18 protein-coding genes are annotated in these 17790 nt (G+C 72.9%); 8 read left to right on the forward strand and 10 right to left on the reverse strand.

What is annotated here, in order from left to right:
• Positions 1–91 precede the first annotated feature (91 nt).
• On the forward strand, positions 92–1093 hold the full coding sequence (gene hemB, locus ACIQCH_RS24830) for a porphobilinogen synthase (RefSeq protein WP_402584274.1): 1002 nt from the start codon (positions 92–94) through the stop codon (positions 1091–1093).
• A 149-nt stretch (positions 1094–1242) separates the two neighbouring features.
• On the forward strand, positions 1243–1515 hold the full coding sequence (locus ACIQCH_RS24835) for a DUF1876 domain-containing protein (RefSeq protein ID WP_402584276.1): 273 nt from the start codon (positions 1243–1245) through the stop codon (positions 1513–1515).
• An 88-nt stretch (positions 1516–1603) separates the two neighbouring features.
• Here the strand turns inward: ACIQCH_RS24835 and ACIQCH_RS24840 are convergent, their stop codons facing one another.
• On the reverse strand, positions 1604–1789 hold the full coding sequence (locus ACIQCH_RS24840; RefSeq protein ID WP_402584278.1) for a DUF397 domain-containing protein: 186 nt from the start codon (positions 1787–1789) through the stop codon (positions 1604–1606).
• A complete protein-coding gene (locus tag ACIQCH_RS24845; protein ID WP_402584280.1) occupies positions 1786–2610 on the reverse strand; it encodes a helix-turn-helix domain-containing protein in 825 nt (274 codons plus the stop codon). Before ACIQCH_RS24845 ends, ACIQCH_RS24840 begins: the two co-directional genes overlap by 4 nt.
• 109 nt (positions 2611–2719) lie before the next feature.
• On the opposite strand from ACIQCH_RS24845, the gene ACIQCH_RS24850 reads away from it, so the two are divergent.
• Positions 2720–3103 carry an ATP-binding protein gene (locus tag ACIQCH_RS24850; RefSeq protein ID WP_402584282.1) on the forward strand — a complete coding sequence of 128 codons (384 nt, stop codon included), beginning with the start codon at positions 2720–2722 and terminating at the stop codon, positions 3101–3103.
• A gap of 70 nt (positions 3104–3173) precedes the next feature.
• Positions 3174–3452, forward strand: coding sequence for a DUF1876 domain-containing protein (locus ACIQCH_RS24855; RefSeq protein ID WP_402584284.1), 279 nt, complete (start codon positions 3174–3176; stop codon positions 3450–3452).
• A 53-nt stretch (positions 3453–3505) separates the two neighbouring features.
• Here the strand turns inward: ACIQCH_RS24855 and ACIQCH_RS24860 are convergent, their stop codons facing one another.
• Complete coding sequence (locus ACIQCH_RS24860) at positions 3506–4120, reverse strand: TetR/AcrR family transcriptional regulator (RefSeq protein ID WP_402584285.1); 615 nt, start codon at positions 4118–4120, stop codon at positions 3506–3508.
• Between the two features lie 37 nt (positions 4121–4157).
• Between ACIQCH_RS24860 and ACIQCH_RS24865 the strand changes: the two genes are divergently transcribed.
• Positions 4158–4484 carry a rhodanese-like domain-containing protein gene (locus ACIQCH_RS24865; protein WP_402584287.1) on the forward strand — a complete coding sequence of 109 codons (327 nt, stop codon included), beginning with the start codon at positions 4158–4160 and terminating at the stop codon, positions 4482–4484.
• 31 nt (positions 4485–4515) lie between these two features.
• Here the strand turns inward: ACIQCH_RS24865 and ACIQCH_RS24870 are convergent, their stop codons facing one another.
• Complete coding sequence (locus ACIQCH_RS24870) at positions 4516–5808, reverse strand: MFS transporter (protein WP_402584289.1); 1293 nt, start codon at positions 5806–5808, stop codon at positions 4516–4518.
• A gap of 98 nt (positions 5809–5906) precedes the next feature.
• Between ACIQCH_RS24870 and ACIQCH_RS24875 the strand changes: the two genes are divergently transcribed.
• On the forward strand, positions 5907–6440 hold the full coding sequence (locus ACIQCH_RS24875; RefSeq protein ID WP_402584291.1) for a CGNR zinc finger domain-containing protein: 534 nt from the start codon (positions 5907–5909) through the stop codon (positions 6438–6440).
• Between the two features lie 26 nt (positions 6441–6466).
• On the opposite strand, the gene ACIQCH_RS24880 is transcribed toward ACIQCH_RS24875, so the two are convergent.
• From ACIQCH_RS24880 to argS, 3 genes are all read right to left on the reverse strand, one after another.
• Complete coding sequence (locus ACIQCH_RS24880; RefSeq protein WP_402584293.1) at positions 6467–7270, reverse strand: MBL fold metallo-hydrolase; 804 nt, start codon at positions 7268–7270, stop codon at positions 6467–6469.
• Between the two features lie 172 nt (positions 7271–7442).
• Positions 7443–8450, reverse strand: a complete 1008-nt coding sequence (locus tag ACIQCH_RS24885; RefSeq protein WP_402584295.1) for a GlxA family transcriptional regulator — start codon at positions 8448–8450, stop codon at positions 7443–7445.
• A gap of 165 nt (positions 8451–8615) precedes the next feature.
• Positions 8616–10415 (reverse strand): arginine--tRNA ligase, encoded by a 1800-nt coding sequence (argS, locus tag ACIQCH_RS24890; RefSeq protein WP_402584297.1) that lies wholly within the window; start codon positions 10413–10415, stop codon positions 8616–8618.
• A gap of 217 nt (positions 10416–10632) precedes the next feature.
• Here argS and lysS point away from each other — a divergent pair, with 217 nt between their 5' ends.
• Complete coding sequence (lysS, locus tag ACIQCH_RS24895) at positions 10633–12369, forward strand: lysine--tRNA ligase (protein WP_402584299.1); 1737 nt, start codon at positions 10633–10635, stop codon at positions 12367–12369.
• A 137-nt stretch (positions 12370–12506) separates the two neighbouring features.
• Here lysS and ACIQCH_RS24900 read toward each other — a convergent pair whose 3' ends face one another.
• From ACIQCH_RS24900 to ACIQCH_RS24910, 3 genes are all read right to left on the reverse strand, one after another.
• Positions 12507–14411, reverse strand: coding sequence for a DUF2637 domain-containing protein (locus ACIQCH_RS24900; protein WP_402584301.1), 1905 nt, complete (start codon positions 14409–14411; stop codon positions 12507–12509).
• Positions 14412–14527: 116 nt separating this feature from the next.
• Positions 14528–15262 (reverse strand): DUF3558 domain-containing protein, encoded by a 735-nt coding sequence (locus ACIQCH_RS24905; protein WP_402584303.1) that lies wholly within the window; start codon positions 15260–15262, stop codon positions 14528–14530.
• Positions 15263–15403: 141 nt separating this feature from the next.
• Positions 15404–16414 carry a DUF3558 domain-containing protein gene (locus ACIQCH_RS24910; RefSeq protein ID WP_402584305.1) on the reverse strand — a complete coding sequence of 337 codons (1011 nt, stop codon included), beginning with the start codon at positions 16412–16414 and terminating at the stop codon, positions 15404–15406.
• Between the two features lie 171 nt (positions 16415–16585).
• Between ACIQCH_RS24910 and ACIQCH_RS24915 the strand changes: the two genes are divergently transcribed.
• Positions 16586–17779 (forward strand): RtcB family protein, encoded by a 1194-nt coding sequence (locus tag ACIQCH_RS24915; protein ID WP_402584307.1) that lies wholly within the window; start codon positions 16586–16588, stop codon positions 17777–17779.
• Positions 17780–17790 lie beyond the last annotated feature (11 nt).

The raw sequence follows: 17790 nt of genomic DNA on the forward strand, positions 1-17790 counted from the left end.
GGCGAGTTCGAGAAGGGCCCGGGAGGCTGACAGCCGCCCGGGCCCTACGCTTGATGCGCCAGCTTCGAATCCACCCAGAGGCGAACTGAACATGAGCGTGTACGGATCCTTCCCCGGCTCGCGGCCCCGCCGCCTGCGCACCACCCCCGCGATGCGGCGGATGGTCGCCGAGACCCGCCTGCACCCGGCCGACCTGATCCTCCCGGCCTTCGTGCGCGAGGGCATCAGCGAGCCGCTGGCGATCAAGGCCATGCCGGGCGTGGTCCAGCACACCCGCGACACCCTCCGCAAGGCCGCCGCCGAGGCGGTCGAGGCGGGCGTCGCCGGCATCATGCTCTTCGGCGTCCCGGCGGACGAGAACAAGGACGCCCTGGGCACGGCCGGCACCGAGCCGGACGGCATCCTCCAGCTCGCCATCCGCGACGTGAGGGCCGAGGTCGGGGACGACCTGGTGATCATGTCGGACCTGTGCCTGGACGAGTACACCGACCACGGCCACTGCGGCGTCCTGGACGAGAACGGCCGCGTCGACAACGACGCCACCCTGGAGCGGTACGCCGAGATGGCCCAGGTCCAGGCCGACGCGGGCGTCCACGTGGTGGGCCCGAGCGGCATGATGGACGGCCAGGTCGGCGTCATCCGCGACGCCCTGGACGAGACCGGCCACGAGGACGTGTCGATCCTCGCCTACACGGCCAAGTACTCCTCCGCCTTCTACGGCCCCTTCCGCGAGGCCGTCGCCTCCTCGCTGCAGGGCGACCGCAAGACCTACCAGCAGGACCCGGCCAACGCGAAGGAGTCCCTGCGCGAGCTCGCCCTCGACCTGGAGGAGGGCGCGGACATGGTCATGGTCAAGCCGGCGGGCCCGTACCTCGACATCCTCCACCGGGTGGCGCAGGCCGTGGACGTGCCGGTCTCGGCGTACCAGATCAGCGGCGAGTACGCGATGATCGAGGCCGCCGCGGAGAAGGGCTGGATCGAGCGCGACCGGGCCGTCCTGGAGACGCTGACCGGCATCAAGCGCGCCGGCGCGGACACGATCCTCACCTACTGGGCGACCGAGGTCGCCGGCTGGCTGCGCCGCGAGCGCTGACCCGTCCGCCGGCTTCGTCCGGCCTTCCGACCGCGCCCCCGTCCCGTGCACGCCCGTGCCGTGCGGGGGCGCGGTCGCGGGTGCACGCTGGAATCAGCGGCCGGGCCCGGGGCCCGGCCCGGATCCGTGGTGGCCCGGAGGTGATCGCCATGAAGGACGCCGTGGGATGGCACGTCGACATGGAGTTCCAGGAGGACAGCAAACACACCCGCGCGGCGGCCCTGGTCCGGCTGCCCGACGGCAGCGAGTTGCGCTCGCGCGGCTACGCCAGCCGCCACCCGTCCGACGGGAACCAGCCGCGGGTGGGTGAGGAGATCGCGGCGGCGCGCGCGTTGAACGACCTGAAGGAGCAGCTGCTCACGAAGGCGCACGGCGAGATCGACGGCGCGTCGGGGCGGACCTCGTACCCGATCAGCCGGTAGCGGCGGAAGCGGGTGTCCGAAGGCGACGGCCCGGGTCCGACGGCCCGGGCCGTCGTCGTGTCCGCGGACGGGCGGCGCCCGGGGTGCGCTACCGGCCGACCCAGCCGGTCAGTGCCGCCCAGGCGGCGGGGGCGAGGTCGATGACGGGGCCGTCGCTGGCCTTCGAGTCCCGGACGTGGACGGTGGCGGGGGTTCGGGCCACTTCGACGCACATGTCGGCGTCCTGGTTGCTGTAGCTGGACTTCCGCCACTCGTATGCGCGCATGGTGCTCATGGCTCTAGCTCCTCCAGCCTGCGGTCTAACAGGCTTTTGGTTTCGCGGTCGTTGAGGGCCTGCGTTCGCAGCATGGCATACCTCTGCGCGCGCATGCTGACTTCCTGAGGGTCCGCGATGAGGCTGCTTCCACCCATCGACTCCGCGTACGCGAGGTGCCGGTATTCCGGGGTTTCGAGGATGACGAAGGCACCGGAGCACGGGTTGCTGGTGCTACTGAGCGGCATCACTTGCAGGGTGAGGAACGGAAGGTCGGCGCAGGCACGCAGGTGGCGGATCTGTTCGACGTGTACCTCGTGCCCGCCGAGCGGGCTGCGGACCAGGGGCTCCCAGAGCACGAAGGTGAGCTGTGGGGGCTCGGCGCGGCGCAGGATCTCCTGGCGTCCCATCCGGGTCGCCATGTGCTTCTTGAGCACCTCCTCGGTGAAGGCGGGGATCCGACTCCGGAAGAGGGCCAGTGCGTATGCCTCTGTCTGGAGGAGTCCCGGCAGTACGTGGCACTCGTACCAGGACAGCGACACGGCTTCGCGCTCGCGGTCGAAATAGGCCTCTGCGCCGTCAGGGATCTGGTCGAAGTCGGGCAGGTGCCTGACGGCCACCTCCAAGGTCCCGCGCGTATCCAGAACGACGTCCAGGCGGATCGCAACGTCGAGGAGCAGGGGGCGGCGGCCCTGCTCGATCGACGCGATCGTCTCCGCGTGCGAGCCGGCCACATCAGCGAGCTCCTTCTGCGTCCACCCCTTGGCAGCACGGAAGTTCGTGAGCATCGCGCCGATCATCTCGTGCGCTGACGTGTTCTTCCTGTTCTTGCTCCGAGCCATGCGGTTGAACTCCCCACCCGTGGCCGTACATCACGTCCCCGACCCGTACAACGAACTTGTACGGGCCGGGCCACTGTTCACGGTAGTCACGCACCGCGACGATCCTCCCGTGAATCTGGATACTCAACCCGCCCTGATGAGGGACCGGTTCTACCCCCGCTCCCGCCAAACCGTGCGGGCGGCACGGGACTTCGCCGTGGAGACGCTCGACGCGTGGGGCGTCGGACGGCACCGGCACGACGTGTCGCTCTGCGTGAGCGAGCTGGCGACCAACGCGCTGCGGCACGGGGTGCCGCCCGGGCGGGGGTACCGACTGCGGATGCTGCGCTTCGAGGGCGTCGTGCGCGTCGAGGTGCACGACAGCGGGCCGGGGCTGTCGCGGCTGCGGGTGGGGGTCGGGAGGGGGCTGGTGGTCGTGGCGGGGGTCGCCGACCGGTGGGGGGCGGTGCCGAGGTCGCCGGGGAAGGCGGTGTGGTGCGAGTTCGACGTGTGACGGCCGGGGATGGCGGAACGGCGGGGGCGGCCGCACCCTGGGAGGAGGGGAGCGGTGGAGGTGATGTGGCATGTCTGAGCACCAGCACATCGGATGGCACGTCGAGACCGAGTTCGTGGACGAGGGGCACCGCACCAGCGCGGTCTGCCTCCTCAGGCTCGGCGACGGCACGGAACTCAAGGCGCGCGGCTACGCCCTGCGCCACCCCTCCGACCCGGAGCAGCTGAGGGTCGGGGAGGAGATCGCGGGCGCGCGGGCGCTGATGGACCTCGCGTCGCAGCTCCTGGAGAAGGCGCACACGGAGATCGACGAGGCGACGGGCAAGCACTCGTACCCGATCAACGGCTGACCGCTTCCGTGCTCCGCGGGTGAGCCGGCCCGGCCCATGGTGGGCGGGCCGGCTCACTCCATCGATCGGGCGAGGCGGAGCAGGCCGGCGCGCATCCGCTGCTCGCCGAGCTCCGGCAGGAGCGCGGCGACGTGGTCGGCCGCCAGCGGGGCGAGCAGGGCGTGGGCGGCCTGGTCGGGGTCGGGGGCGCCGGCGAGCAGGATCGCCACGTGGCGGTGCCAGAACCGGTAGGCCCCGATCCTGTACCGGGCTCCGGGGGTGGCGGTCTCGGACATCCTGACCAGCGCCAGATGCTCCGTCAGGTAGTCGAAGTACGCGTTCAGGAAGGCGGCCAGGCGCTCGGCCGCCGGCGCTCCCGGGCCGAGCGGGGGCGGCCCCTGGAGGACGGCCTCCTGCAGCACGCGCTCGCGCGCGTCCAGCAGCGCTGCCGCCAATCCCGACTTGTCGCCGAACCGGCGGAACAGGGTGCCCTTGCCGACGCCCGCCGCCGCGGCGACCTGGTCCATGGACACCGCTTCGACGCCCTGCTCGGCGAACAGCCGGGCGGCCGCCTCCAGTACCGCGGCCCGGTTCCGGGCCGCGTCCGCGCGTTCCTTGGGCGGCGGCGTCCGCAGCAGTTCCAGGGGCGTTGCAGAACCGGACCGCAGTCCGTTATTGTCGTGAGCCATAAGAGGACTGTAGTCCGATTCCCTTGGAGGCAGTGGCATGACCGCACTCGTATCCCGCGACGAGCTCGAGGTGGAGATCAAGGCCGGCGCCGTGACCGTGGTCGACGCGCTCGGGGGTGAGTACTACGCCCGGCAGCACCTGCCCGGCGCCCTGGCGCTGGCCCCGGCCGACGTGGACGCCCAGGCGCCGGCCCTGCTCCCGGACCTCGACGCCGCGATCGTCACCTACTGCTCCAACCCGGCGTGCCCCAACAGCGGGCAGGTCGCCGACCGGCTCACCCGCCTCGGCTACACCAACGTCCGCAAGTACCGCGAGGGGATCCAGGACTGGGTCGAGGCCGGGCTCCCCGTCGAAGCGGCCTGAGTCCGCGGCCGGGGCGTACGGGGGCTTCGCCCTAAGGCTTCGCCGCGCGGCGAAGCCCCCGGCCCCGGCCCCGGCCGTCGTGGGCGGTGGCGGCCAGGGCCGCCGCCGTCACGGCGGCGAGGGCCGCCCACGCCGCGGTGAAGCCGCCGGTGGCGTCGAGCAGGAGGCCGAGGGCCGGCGGGACCAGGATGACGGCCACCTGGTTCACCGCCATGACCAGGCCGAGCGCGAAGCCGGTCCGGCCCGGCGGGGCGGCCTCGGCGAGGTACGCGACCCAGGGGCCGTACCAGCCGATCCCGAAGAACCCGAGCCAGGTGAGGGCGACGGCGGCCGCCCAGGGGGAGTGGCCGAGCGGTGTGGCCAGGGCCGCGAGCCCGGCCAGTGCCGCGATCATCGAGGTCCGCACGGGACGGAAGCGGCCGCCGCGGCTGCGGTCGCTCCAGGCCGCCAGGGCGATCCGACCGAGCGCGCCCGCCCCTTGGGTCGCCACCAGGACCGCCGCCGCCGGGCCGGCGGCGAGGGACGTCACCTCGTGCAGGTACAGCGCACCGAGCACGCCGATGCCGCTGTGCACCGAGACCATGCTGGTGCCGGAGAGCACGGCCCGCCGCAGGGCCGGCTCGCGCAGCATCCCCAGCCTGTGGACGGGCGGGGGCGGCGCCTGGACGTCCACGTCGGCCGGGGGCGGGGCCGGGGCCGGGGCGGCCGCCGGGGGCGGGCCGGTGGGCGGGCGGCGGTAGAGGGCGGTGAAGGCGGTGGCGCCCGCGAGGGCGGTCAGGCCGCCGACCACCAGCGCCGCCCGCCAGCCGTACGCCGTGGCGACGGCGGGCAGGACCGCGGCGGCCAGTGCGCCGCCCAGCGGCAGGCCCGCCTGGCGGACGCCCATGGCCAGTCCGCGCTGCTCCGGGGCGAACCACACCGCCACCGACTTGCTGCCACCGGGCTGGGCCGTGCTGTACCCGGCGCCGACCACCAGCAGGACGGCGAGCAGGGACGCGTACCCCTGCGCCAGGCCGCCGGCGAGCAGGGCCGCGGCGACCACGCCGGCGCCGATGCCGACGACCCATCGTTCGCCGTACCGGTCCAGCAGCTCGCCCGCCGCCAACAGGCCCACCAGTGGGACCAGTTGGGTGACGGAGAGGAGCAGGCCGAGCTGGGTGGCGGTGAGGTCGAGGGCCTGTCGCAGGGGGACGGCCATGGGTCCGATGCCCTGGACGAAGAAGCAGGAGGCGGCCTGGGTGAAGGTGGCGGCCCCGAGGACCACCCAGCGGTACGGGGGCGGGGCGGTGGAGCCGGGGCCGGGGGAGTCGGGTGCGGGGGTCAACGGGGGCGCGGAGGCCCGTAAACGGGTCGTGGTGCCGTCGCTCGCGGACGGTGCCTCGGTGGGGTGACTCATGACCACGAGACTGCTGTAATGGTCTTATGCACCTCAACCCTTACGGCGAGGATGCCGTGAACCTGGCCGCCGAGCTCGCCAACCGGCGGCCGACGACCCCCGCGGAACTGCTCGACCGCTGCCGCGCGGCCGGACTGGCGGTGGACGGCCCGGCCGGGCCGGAGGACCTGGCCCGCTCGCTCGTGCTGCTGGACGCCTGGGAGGGCGTCGTCGACGCCGCCGACGAGGCGGAACGGGCCGGGCGGCTGAACCTGCTCCTGGCCGCCGGCGCCGCCCACCCCCGGCTCACCGACCACGCGGGCGACGGCTGGCACCTGCACTACCGCGACGACGACCAGCCGCTCGCCGCCCTGCTGGCCACGCTGATCTCCGTCGGTACCGCGCTGCACCTGGTCGGACGCGGGATGCACCGGCTCGGCCGGTGCGCCGTCGCCGAGTGCGCCGTGGTCTTCGCGGACACGACGCGGACCGGGCGCCGCCGCTACTGCTCGCACCGGTGCGCCAACCGCGACGCGGTCCGCCGGCACCGGGCGGGCCGTCCGGCGGGCGCGGTGGCCTGAGGAAGGGGGCGGGGCGGGCGTCGTGGTCAGGCCCCGGTGCCGGCCTCCGCCCCGGTCCCGGCCCCGGTCTCGCTCTCGGCCTCGGCCTCGGCTCGCGTGCGGAGGCGGCCGCCGGCCGCGCGGCGGGTCAGGCGGCGCTGCTCGCGGTCGGCCCAGCGGCGGACCCGGTCGGGGTCCAGGGCGGTGCCGTGGCCGACGTGCAGGGCGGTCGGGCCGAGGGCGAGCATCGCGCGCAGGCTGGCGAGGTTGGCCAGCGGGTCGTCGTGGAAGGGCGGGTTGGCCGGGCGGCCGCGGACGAGGCCGAAGAAGGAGTTGGCGATCAGGTCGCCCGCCACGAGGTCGCCCCCGTCGGTGAGGACGGACACGGAACCCGCCGTGTGACCCGGGGTGGGCACGATGCGGGCCGCGACGCCGAAGTCCGCCAGGTCGGTCTCCCCGCGGACGAGCACCTGGGGTTCGAGCGGCTCGGCGCGCACGTGCAGCTCGGGGTTGCGGGCCATCAGGCGGCCCATCGGGCCGGTCGGCAGGTACGGCTCCCGGACCCGGCCGGTGCGGTACGGGCCGAGGTCGGCGACGTGCCCCGCGACCGGCGCGCCGGTCAGCCGGTGCAGTTCGGCGGCGGAGCCGAAGTGGTCGATGTGGCCGTGGGTGAGGACGATCAGGGCGAGGTCGGCCGGGTCGACGCCGTGCGCCGCGATCCGGTCGCGGATCAGGCGCCCGCTGCCGGGGGTGCCCGCGTCGACGAGGACGGGGCGGCGGCCCAGGAGCAGGTACGCGTTGATGTTGTGGCGGCCCATGACGGGGATGGGGACGACCTTGGTCGGGGGCATGTGCTGCTCCTCGGAGGGGAGTCGGGGCCGGCCGCGCGGCCGGCAGGGGGTACGGGGGCGGGCGGTACGGGGGCACGGCGGAGGTCCGCCCGGCGGTGGTGCGTGCGCGGGCGGCGGTCCGGGGCGGCCGGGGGAGGGGGCGGGTGGCGGCGGGGCCGCCAGGCGCGTCCGGCTAGCGGAAGCGGCGGCGGTACTCGGCGGGGGTCGTGCCCAGGCGGCGCCGGAAGGAGCGGTGCAGGCTCTCCACCGAACCGAGGCCGCTGAGGGCCGCGACCTCCGGCAGGCCGTGGTCGCCGTCCTGGAGGAGCCGGCGGGCCGCCTCCAGGCGGGCCGACTCGACGTAGGCGGCCGGCGTGGTGGACGTACGGCGCCGGAAGAGCCGGGAGAAGTGCCGGACGCTCAGGTGCAGCCGGGCGGCCAGGGCGTCGGCGGAGAGGTCGTCGGTCAGGTGCTCGCCGATCCAGCCGCGCAGCTCGTCGATCCGGTCGCCGGCGGGAGTGGCGGTGGCGTCGGCGGTGGTCGCGGGTGCGGCTGCGAGGGGGACGCTGAACTGGCTCTGCCCGCCCGACCGTTTGACGTACATGACCATCATCCGGGCGGTGGCGAGAGCGGGTTCGGGCCCGTGGTCGGCGGCGACCATGGCGAGCGCCATGTCCATCCCCGCCGTGATGCCCGCGCAGGTCCACACCCGCCCGGCCCGGACGAAGATCGGGTCCGGGTCGACGTCGACGCGCGGGTGGTCGGCGGCGAGGCGGGGCGCCGTGAGCCAGTGGGTGGTGGCCCGGAGCCCGTCCAGCAGGCCGGCCGCGGCCAGCAGGTGGGCCCCCGCGCAGATCGAGCCGACGCGCCCGGGGCCGGCCGCCGACCGGCGGAGCCAGTCGACGACGGCTCCGTCGAGGACCGGTTCGACGCCGGCGCCGTCCACCCGGACGGCGCCGGACACCAGCAGGGTGTCCACGTCGCCGGGCACCACGTCGTCCAGGGCCAGGTCGGCCACCAGCCGTACGCCGCTGGAGGTGGCCACCGGCCCGCCGTCCGGCGTGGCGATCCGCACGCGGTAGCCCGGGCGGCTCTCGGTCGCCACCCGGGTGGCGACCGAGAACACCTCGGCAGGCCCGGTGACGTCGAGGAGCTCGACACCGGGGAAGGCGACGATCACGACGCTGTGGGGTGGGCGCATGCGTCGATCATTCCGGCGGGTCGCCGGTGGCCGCAATGACCGGGTTCTGTCACATCCGGCCCTCGACGCCTCGACGCCCCGACGCCCCGCGGCAGAACGCGGAGGAGCCCGCGGCACGGGTGCCGCGGGCTCCTCCGATGCGACCGGTTTCCGGCCCCCGGGCCGTCAGAGGCGCTCGGGGGTGCGGATGCCGAGGAGCGCCATGCCCTGGTGCAGGGTGCGGGCGGTGAGCTCGCACAGGAACAGGCGGTTCTCGGCGACGACGAGCGCCGGCTCCGGCTTGATGACCGGGCACTGGTCGTAGAAGGTCGTGAACAGCGAGGACAGCTGGTACAGGTACGCGGCGACCTTGTGCGGGGCGTACTCCTCGGCCGCCTCGGCGATCAGCGCGCCGAAGCCGTCCAGGTGCAGACCCAGGGCCCGCTCGGCCGGAGCCAGCTCCAGCTCCGGGTGGGCCGCCGGCGTGCGGTCGCCCGCCTTGCGCAGGATGGAGCGGATCCGGGCGTACGCGTACTGGAGGTACACGGACGTGTCGCCGTTCAGCGAGACCATCTGGTCCAGGTCGAACTTGTAGTCGCGGGCGGCGGACGTCGACAGGTCGGCGTACTTCACCGCGCCGATGCCGACGTACTGGCCGTTCTCGACGATCTCCTGCTCGGTCAGGCCGACCTTCTCGGCCTTCTCGCGGACCACGGCCGTCGCCCGGTCCACGGCCTCGTCCAGCAGGTCCACCAGCCGCACCGTCTCGCCCTCACGGGTCTTGAACGGCTTGCCGTCGGCGCCGAGGACGGTGCCGAAGGCGAGCTGCACGGCCTTGGTGTCCTCGTTCAGCCAGCCGGCCCGGCGGGCGGTCTCGAAGACCATCTTGAAGTGCAGGGACTGCCGGGCGTCCACGACGTAGATCAGGCTGTGCGCCTTCAGGTTGCCCACCCGGTCGCGGATCGCCGACAGGTCGGTGGCCGCGTAGCCGAAGCCGCCGTCCGACTTCTGCACGATCAGCGGGGTCGGCTGGCCGTCCACGCCCTTGTACTCGTCGAAGAACACGCACAGCGCGCCGTTGGAGCGGACCGCGACGCCCGACTCCTCCAGCAGGCGGCAGGTCTCCACCAGCATGTCGTTGTAGCCGGACTCGCCGACGATGTCCTCGTCCTGGATGTCCATGTCCAGCTTGTTGAAGACCGAGTAGAAGTAGATCTTCGACTCGTCCACGAACCGCTGCCACAGGGCGAGGGTCTCCGAGTCGCCCGCCTGGAGGTCCACCACCCGGGCCCGGGCCCGGGTCTTGAACTCCTCGTCGGCGTCGAACAGCGCGCGCGAGGCCTTGTAGAGGCGGTTCAGGTTGGACATGGCCTCTTCGCCGGCCTCGTCCGAGGCGTCGGAGACCGTCGCGTCCGCGGCGCCGCCGTCCTTGTGGTCCAGCTCGTGCGGGTGCTCCATCAGGTACTGGATGAGCATGCCGAACTGCGTGCCCCAGTCGCCGATGTGGTGGCGCCGGATCACGTTCTCGCCGGTGAACTGCAGGATCTCCACCATCGCGGCGCCGATGACGGCCGACCGCAGGTGGCCGACGTGCATCTCCTTGGCGACGTTCGGCTGCGCGTAGTCGATCACCGTCGTGCCGGCGTTCTCGTTGACGGGCACGCCGAGCCGGGCGTCCGCGGCACGCGCCGCGAGCGTCTCGACGATCGCCTTGTCGGAGACGGTGATGTTGAGGAAGCCGGGGCCGGAGACCTCGACCTCGGCCAGCACGTCGCCCTTGTCCAGGCCGTCGACGACGGTGGTCGCCAGCTCGCGCGGGTTGGCCTTCGCCTTCTTCGCGAGCGCCAGGATGCCGTTGGCCTGGAAGTCGGCCCGGTCGCTTCGTCGCAGCAGCGGGTCGGCCGCACCGGCCTCCGGCAGGGCGGAGACGAGGGCGTCCGCGACGCGCTGGTTGACGATCGAAGCGAGGGAAGGGACCGAGGCCATGGGCTGCCGTTCCTGTGAGAGTGCGGGTGAGCGTCCGTACGCCCGGGCGCCCGTACGGCACGCAGGGTGCGCGTACGTGTACGCCGGGCCTCACGAGTATCCCACGGGGGCATCGACCCCATCGCGGCATATAAAGCAACCCCGGGGGCGGGGACTCCGTCTGGGAGAATGGTTCCCAGCCAAGCAGTACGAGCAGTACGAGATAGAAGGACGTGTCGTGGCTCAGAGCGCCCAGAGCAGCACCGAGACCGACTGGGTCTCCCGTTTCGCGGACGAGGTCATCGCCGAGGCGGAGCGCCGTGCGCCGGGCAAACCGATCGTCGTCGCGTCCGGTCTGTCCCCCTCCGGCCCCATCCACCTGGGCAACCTGCGCGAGGTCATGACCCCGCACCTGGTCGCGGACGAGGTCCGCCGCCGCGGGTACGAGGTCCGCCACCTCATCTCGTGGGACGACTACGACCGCTACCGCAAGGTCCCCGCGGGCATCCCCGGCGTCACAGAGGAGTCGCACGCCCAGCACATCGGGCGCCCGCTGACCTCGGTCCCGGCCCCGGCCGGCTCCGCGTACCCGAACTGGGCCGAGCACTTCAAGGCCGCCATGGTCGAGTCGCTGGCCGAGCTGGGCGTCGAGTACGACCCGATCAGCCAGACCGAGCAGTACACGACCGGCGTCTACCGCGAGCAGGTCCTGCACGCGATGAAGCACCGCGGCGACATCGACGCCGTGCTCGCCCAGTACCGCACCAAGCCCAAGGCCGCGAAGAAGCAGGGCCAGAAGCCGGTCGACGAGGCCGAGCTGGAGGCCGCCGAGGGCTCGGGCGCCGCGAACGAGGACGACGGCAGCGCCGAGGGCGCGGAGTACTTCCCGTACAAGCCCTACTGCGGCGCCTGCAACAAGGACTTCACCAAGGTCGTCTCCTACAACGACGAGACCACCGAGCTGACGTACGTCTGCACGGAGGACGAGTTCACCGAGACGGTCAAGCTGACCGAGTTCAACCGCGGCAAGCTGGTCTGGAAGGTCGACTGGCCGATGCGCTGGGCCTTCGAGGGCGTCGTGTTCGAGCCCTCGGGCGTGGACCACTCCTCGCCGGGCTCCTCGTTCCAGGTCGGCGGCCAGATCGTGCACATCTTCGACGGGCAGCAGCCCATCGGCCCGATGTACGCGTTCGTGGGCATCAGCGGCATGGCCAAGATGTCGTCCTCGAAGGGCGGCGTCCCGACCGCGGCCGACGCCCTGAAGATCATGGAGCCGCAGCTCCTGCGCTGGCTCTACGCCCGCCGCCGCCCGAACCAGTCCTTCAAGATCGCCTTCGACCAGGAGATCCAGCGGCTCTACGACGAGTGGGACAAGCTGGAGGCCAAGGTCGCCGACGGCTCCGTGCTGCCCGCCGACGCCGCCGCCCACTCCCGTGCCGTGCGCGTCGCCTCCCACGAGCTGCCGCGCACCCCGCGCCCGATGCCGTACCGGACCCTCGCGTCCGTCGTCGACATCACCGCCGGCCACGACGAGCAGACGCTGCGGATCCTGTCCGACCTGGACCCGGCGAACCCGCTGGCCTCCCTCGACGAGGTCCGCCCGCGCCTGGACCGCGCCGAGAACTGGATCACCACCCAGGTCCCGGCCGACCAGCGCACCCTGGTCCGCGACGAGCCCGACGCCGAACTGCTCGGCTCGCTCGACGAGGAGGGGCGCCGCTCGCTGGCGCTCCTGCTGGAGGGCCTCGACACCCACTGGTCGCTGGACGGCCTGACGACGCTCGTCTACGGCGTGCCGAAGGTCATGGCCGGGCTCGACCCGGAGGCCAAGCCGACGCCCGAGCTGAAGGTCGCGCAGCGCCAGTTCTTCGCACTGCTCTACCGCCTGCTCGTCACCCGCGAGACCGGCCCGCGCCTGCCCACGCTGCTGCTGGCGGTGGGCGCCGACCGGGTGCGCAAGCTGCTGGCCGCCTGATCCGGTCGCGCGTACGGAGTACGGGCGAGGGCCCGCACCCCTTGGGGTGCGGGCCCTCGCCCGTTCCGTCTCTGTTCCGTCGCCGTTCCGTCGTTCCGCCCGTGCGCCGCGTCTGCGGGTGCGGGTACGGCTCGGGGTCAGGCGATGTGCTCGTTCTCCAGCTCCGTCTGGTGGCGCTGCTTCATGTAGGGCAGCATCCGGCGCAGCATGCTCGCCGCACGCGGGTGGGTCACCCCGTGGATGTCCGCGAGGTGTATCTCCAGGACCTCGGTGGACGGGTAGTTGTTGTACTCGTCCACGAACGCCTTGAACGCCTTGTACGCCAGCTCCTGGAACTCGGCGTCACCGGCCTGGACGGAGTCCTCGGCGGCGTCCCCGGGCTCGGCGGGCAGGTCCATGTCCAGGACGCCCTGGACGTTCTGGGCGTCCTGGGGGCTCTGGGGGCTCTGGGGGCTCTGGGGGTTCTGAGCGTTCTGGGTGCTCTGTGCGGGCGCCTGCTCCGGTGCGGGTGCGGCCCGGTCCGGCTCGGCGCCGCTCGGGGCGGGCAGCGGAACCGGGGCCGACTCCGGTGCGGCCTCCGGGCCCATCGGGGGCGCGACCGGGTGCGGCTCCAGACCGTCGACGAACTGCGGGTTGTAGCCGCCCTGGTACGCGCCCTGCGGCGCCATCGGGCCGGCGAACCACGAGCTGTCGTGCGCGGCCGGCATCTGCGTCGGGTCCAGCTGATCGACCGGGATCGAGTACGGCGGTCCGGCCCAGACGCCCTGCTCGGCACCGGGCTGCGGCGCTTGCGGTGCCTGCGGCCCCTGCGGGGCGACGGGGCGGCCCTGCGGCGCGGGCTGGCGGAGGGGACCGGCGGCGGCCTGCTGGGGGCCCGTCGGGGGCTGCGGCGCGGCCTGCTGCTGGGGCGTGCCCTGCGGGGGCACGCCCTGCTGGGGGGTGCCCTGCGCGGGTATGCCCGGGCGGCCGCCGGCCGGCTGCGACTGCTGCGGCTGGATCGGTGCCTGCGGCCGGCCCGGCTGGCCCGGCGGTGCGTCCTGCGGCTGCGGGGCCGGCTGGGCTGCCCGAGCCTGCTGCGGCCGGCCCTGCTGTGCGGCCTGGGGCTGCTGGGCCGACTGTGCGTCCTGCGGCTGCTCGGCCTGCTGCGCCGCCAGTGCCTGGAGCCCCGCCAGCTGGGCCAGCTGGGCCAGCTGCGCGAGGTCCAGCGCGGGCAGCTGTGCCGCCGCGCCCGCCTCGAGCGCCGGCCGTGCCTCATCCGCGGCGCCGACCGGGGTCGCGGCCACGGCAGGACCCGCCACGGCGGCGGCCGGCTCGCCCGCGGCGACCGCGGGCTTCGCCGGGGGCAGCAGCACCGGGTCGATGCCCGCCGCGGCCAGGCCCTCCGGCGCGGTCTGCGCGAGCGGGACGCCGATCCGGGCCAGCCGGAGCGGCATGAGCGCCTCCACCGGCGCCTTCCGGCGCCAGGCCCGCCCGTACCGCGCCTGCAGCCGCGCCTGGTAGATCAGCCGGTCCTGCTCCATGCCGACCGCCTGCTCGTACGAGCGCAGCTCCCACAGCTTCATCCGCCGCCACAGCTTGAACGTCGGGAACGGCGAGAGCATCCAGCGCGTGAGGCGCACGCCCTCCATGTGCCGGTCCGCGGTGATGTCCGCGATCCGCCCGACCGCGTGCCGGGCCGCCTCCACCGTGACCACGAACAGCACCGGGATGACCGCGTGCATGCCCACGCCGAGCGGGTCCGGCCACGCCGCCGCGCCGTTGAACGCGATCGTGGCCGCCGTCAGCAGCCACGCCGTCTGCCGCAGCAGCGGGAACGGGATCCGGATCCACGTCAACAGCAGGTCCAGCGCGAGCAGCACGCAGATGCCCGCGTCGATGCCGATGGGGAAGACGAGGGAGAAGTCCCCGAAGCCCTTCTTGATCGCGAGGGCGCGCACCGCGGCGTACGAGCCCGCGAAACCGATGCCCGCGATCACCACGGCACCGGCGATGACGACACCGATGAGTATCCGGTGCGTCCGTGTCAGCTGCATCGCGGCCACCCGCGATCCCCTCCCCACCTTCGAGCCTGGCGGGCACAGCCTGGCACATGCCCGCCGTACGTCACACCGCCAGGCCCCACAAGGAACACAGCTGCTTACGGACGACTACCGACAGGTCACTGCTTGTTGGCCCCGGCCACCGAGGCCACGGCCTCCTTGGCCGCCGCGACGGCGTCCTGGAGGAGCTTCGCCGTGTCGGGCGCCTTCTGGCCCTCGTAGGACGCGCCGTTGTAGTCCAGCGTGATCACGACGTTCTGGGTGCGCACCACGACGGTCTGGTTGAAGAAGTCGACCTGCTTCTTCGCCTTCGACACCACGGTCGTCGCCTCGTCGCCGATGCCCGAGGCCGGCTGCGTCTGCACGCCCGTCGCGCCCTCGGCGGTCTTCGCCGCCTCGACCTGCTTCGCGTACTGCTCGGCGGCGCGCTTGTTGCCGCCGCCCAGGGACTCGTGCGAGTCGTAGCGGGCCATCGACACCGCCAGCCAGCGGTACGAGGAACCCTTCAGGCCGTCCTCGTCGAGGCCGTTCCAGGAGCAGGTGGCACGGCTGGAGAGGTCGTTGGACTTGGCGGCCGTACCGTCCGCGTCCTTCGCCTCGGGCACGAGCGCGCCGATCGTCTTCGTGGCGAGCGTCTTGCACGGCTCGGGCAGCTTGGCGAACGCCACCTTCTCCAGGGTGGGCGTCGGCTTGGCGGTGGGGGCCGAGGCGGAGCCCCCGTCGGACTTGCTGCCGCCGTCAGCGCCGGAGCCCGTACCCGAGTCGGAGTCCGAGGAGCAGCCGGAGACGGCCAGGATCACCGGGACGGCTGCACAGGCGATGAGGCGGGTGAGGCGCGAGGCTGATCGGTGCATGGTTCCTTCACTCAGTGGTCTGCGGGGACCCGGCAACGGTAGCCCGAGCGGGCCACGGACGCGTGTGCGTGAGGTCACGCCCCTGCAACCGCGGGCGGTTGCAGGCCGGTCGGTCAGTAGGTCGGTCAGTCGGTCGGTCGGTCAGTCGGTCAGCTCGTCGGCGAGCTGCGAGGCCAGCTGGAGCGCCCGCTGCTGGGTCTGCTTCGCGTCCGGGACCGCGCCGGGCAGGATCGGCTGGACCGCGTACTCGAGCGTCACGATCACGTTGGACGAGCGGAAGACGATGCGGACGGTCCGTGCCTGGGACGTCGGACCGGCCGGGTTGAGCCGGTCCTCCAGGAACGCCTCGTCGCCGAGGTCCTCCAGCACGCGCGAGCCCAGGAACTCGTCGCCGTCGCCGCTGCCCTCGTCCTCACCGGTGCCGGGGCCCGTGCCGGCGCCGGCCGACGGCGTGCCGCTCGGGGAGCCCTTGCCCGGTGCGGCTGCCGAGCCCGCACCCGGCTTGCCCGGCCCGCCCGGTGACCCCGGGCCGGTGCTCGCGGCCTGGTGGGTGACGGGGGGCTTGCCGGAGGCCGTGCCGGCCGACGTGGCGGGCGTACCGGCCGCGCCGGGGGCGCCGGACGCCTTCGCCGTCGTAGTGGTGGAAGGGGTGGGGGCGGAGGCGGTGGCCGAGGTGGTCGGGGGCGGCAGGGTCAGGTGCGCGGCCTCCAGCTGGCGCACGTACACCTCCTGCGCCTTGTCGTCGTCGCTCGTCGCCGGGTCGTAGGCGACCACCCGCTCGTACCCCACGGACAGCAGCCGCGTCGCGTCCTCGGCCTCCGCCTTCCAGCGGCAGCCGACGCGGCGGTCGCCGTCGTACGAGACGTCCGCCGTGCCCGCGTACAGCTGCTCGCGCTGCTCCGAGGTGAGGGACGACACGCTCGGCAGCATCGACTTCAGCCGGCGCGACCCGACGGACGAGCAGGGCTCGGGCAGCACGCTGTACTTGCCGGGCGCGGCCTGCGTGACGGGGGTCTCGCCGGGCTTCGGATCGGACCCGGCGCCGTCGGCGCCCGTGCCCGCGCTGCACCCGGCGGCCAGGGCCGCGAGCACCGCGAGGCCGGGCAGCACGGCCTTCCGTCGTCGCCGGTCGCGCTGCGTCTCGCGAGGCACTCGCGGGGCTCCCTTCGGGCGGAAAAGCGGTTGCCGCCCTCCGGAGGCGGCTGGACACAATGTCTATCGCACGCACACGCGCCGACGCTGGTCCGATGTCTCTTTCGGGCCCAAGAGCGAGGTTTTTGCGTTTTCCAGACTTCTGATCAATTCCGGGGGAATGAGCACGGTATGTCGTATGTAGAGGTGCCGGGGGCGCAGGTCCCCATCCGCATGTGGACGGATCCCGCCACGGTGGAGGACGTCGCGATGCAGCAGCTCCGCAACGTCGCGACCCTCCCCTGGATCAAGGGCCTGGCCGTCATGCCGGACGTCCACTTCGGCAAGGGCGCGACCGTCGGCTCCGTCATCGCCATGAAGGACGCCGTCTGCCCGGCGGCGGTCGGCGTGGACATCGGCTGCGGCATGTCCGCCGTCCGTACGTCCCTGACGGCGAACGACCTCCCGGGCGACCTCTCGCGCCTGCGCTCCAAGATCGAACAGGCCATCCCGGTCGGCGCGGGCATGCACCGCGACCCGGTGGACCCGGGGCGGCTGTACGGGTTCCCCACCGGGAGCTGGGCCTCGCTGTGGGAGGGCTTTGACTACATCGCCGATGCGGTCAAATTCCGTCACGAGCGAGCCAGAAAGCAGATCGGAACGCTCGGATCTGGTAATCATTTCATCGAATTCTGTCTCGATGAGTCAGGTTCGGTCTGGCTCATGCTGCACTCCGGTTCCCGGAACATCGGCAAGGAGCTGGCGGACCACCACATCGGCGTGGCGCGGTCCCTCCCGCACAACCAGAACCTCGTCGACCGCGACCTGGCCGTGTTCATCGCGCAGACGCCGCAGATGGCGGCGTACCGCAACGACCTTTTCTGGGCGCAGGAGTACGCGAAGTACAACCGCGCGATCATGATGAGCCTCTTCAAAGAGGTCGTCCGTCGCGAGTTCCGTAAGGCAAAGGTCAGCTTCGACCAGGAGATCAGCTGCCACCACAACTACGTGGCGGAGGAGCGGTACGACGGAATGGACCTCCTGGTCACCCGCAAGGGCGCGATCCGCGCCGGCAGCGGCGACTACGGGATCATCCCCGGGTCGATGGGCACCGGCTCGTACATCGTGCGGGGTCTCGGGAACGAGGCGTCGTTCAACTCCGCCTCGCACGGCGCGGGCCGCAAGATGAGCCGGAACGCGGCGAAGAAGCGGTTCTCGACCCATGACCTGGAGGCGCAGACGCGGGGCGTGGAGTGCCGCAAGGACTCCGGAGTCGTCGACGAGATCCCCGGCGCGTACAAGTCGATCGAGCAGGTCATCGACCAGCAGACGGACCTGGTCGAGGTCGTGGCGAAGCTGAAGCAGGTCATCTGCGTCAAGGGCTGACGGGCGCAGTC

Source organism: Streptomyces sp. NPDC093225 (genome assembly GCF_044753805.1).
Taxonomy (GTDB): Bacteria; Actinomycetota; Actinomycetes; order Streptomycetales; family Streptomycetaceae; genus Streptomyces.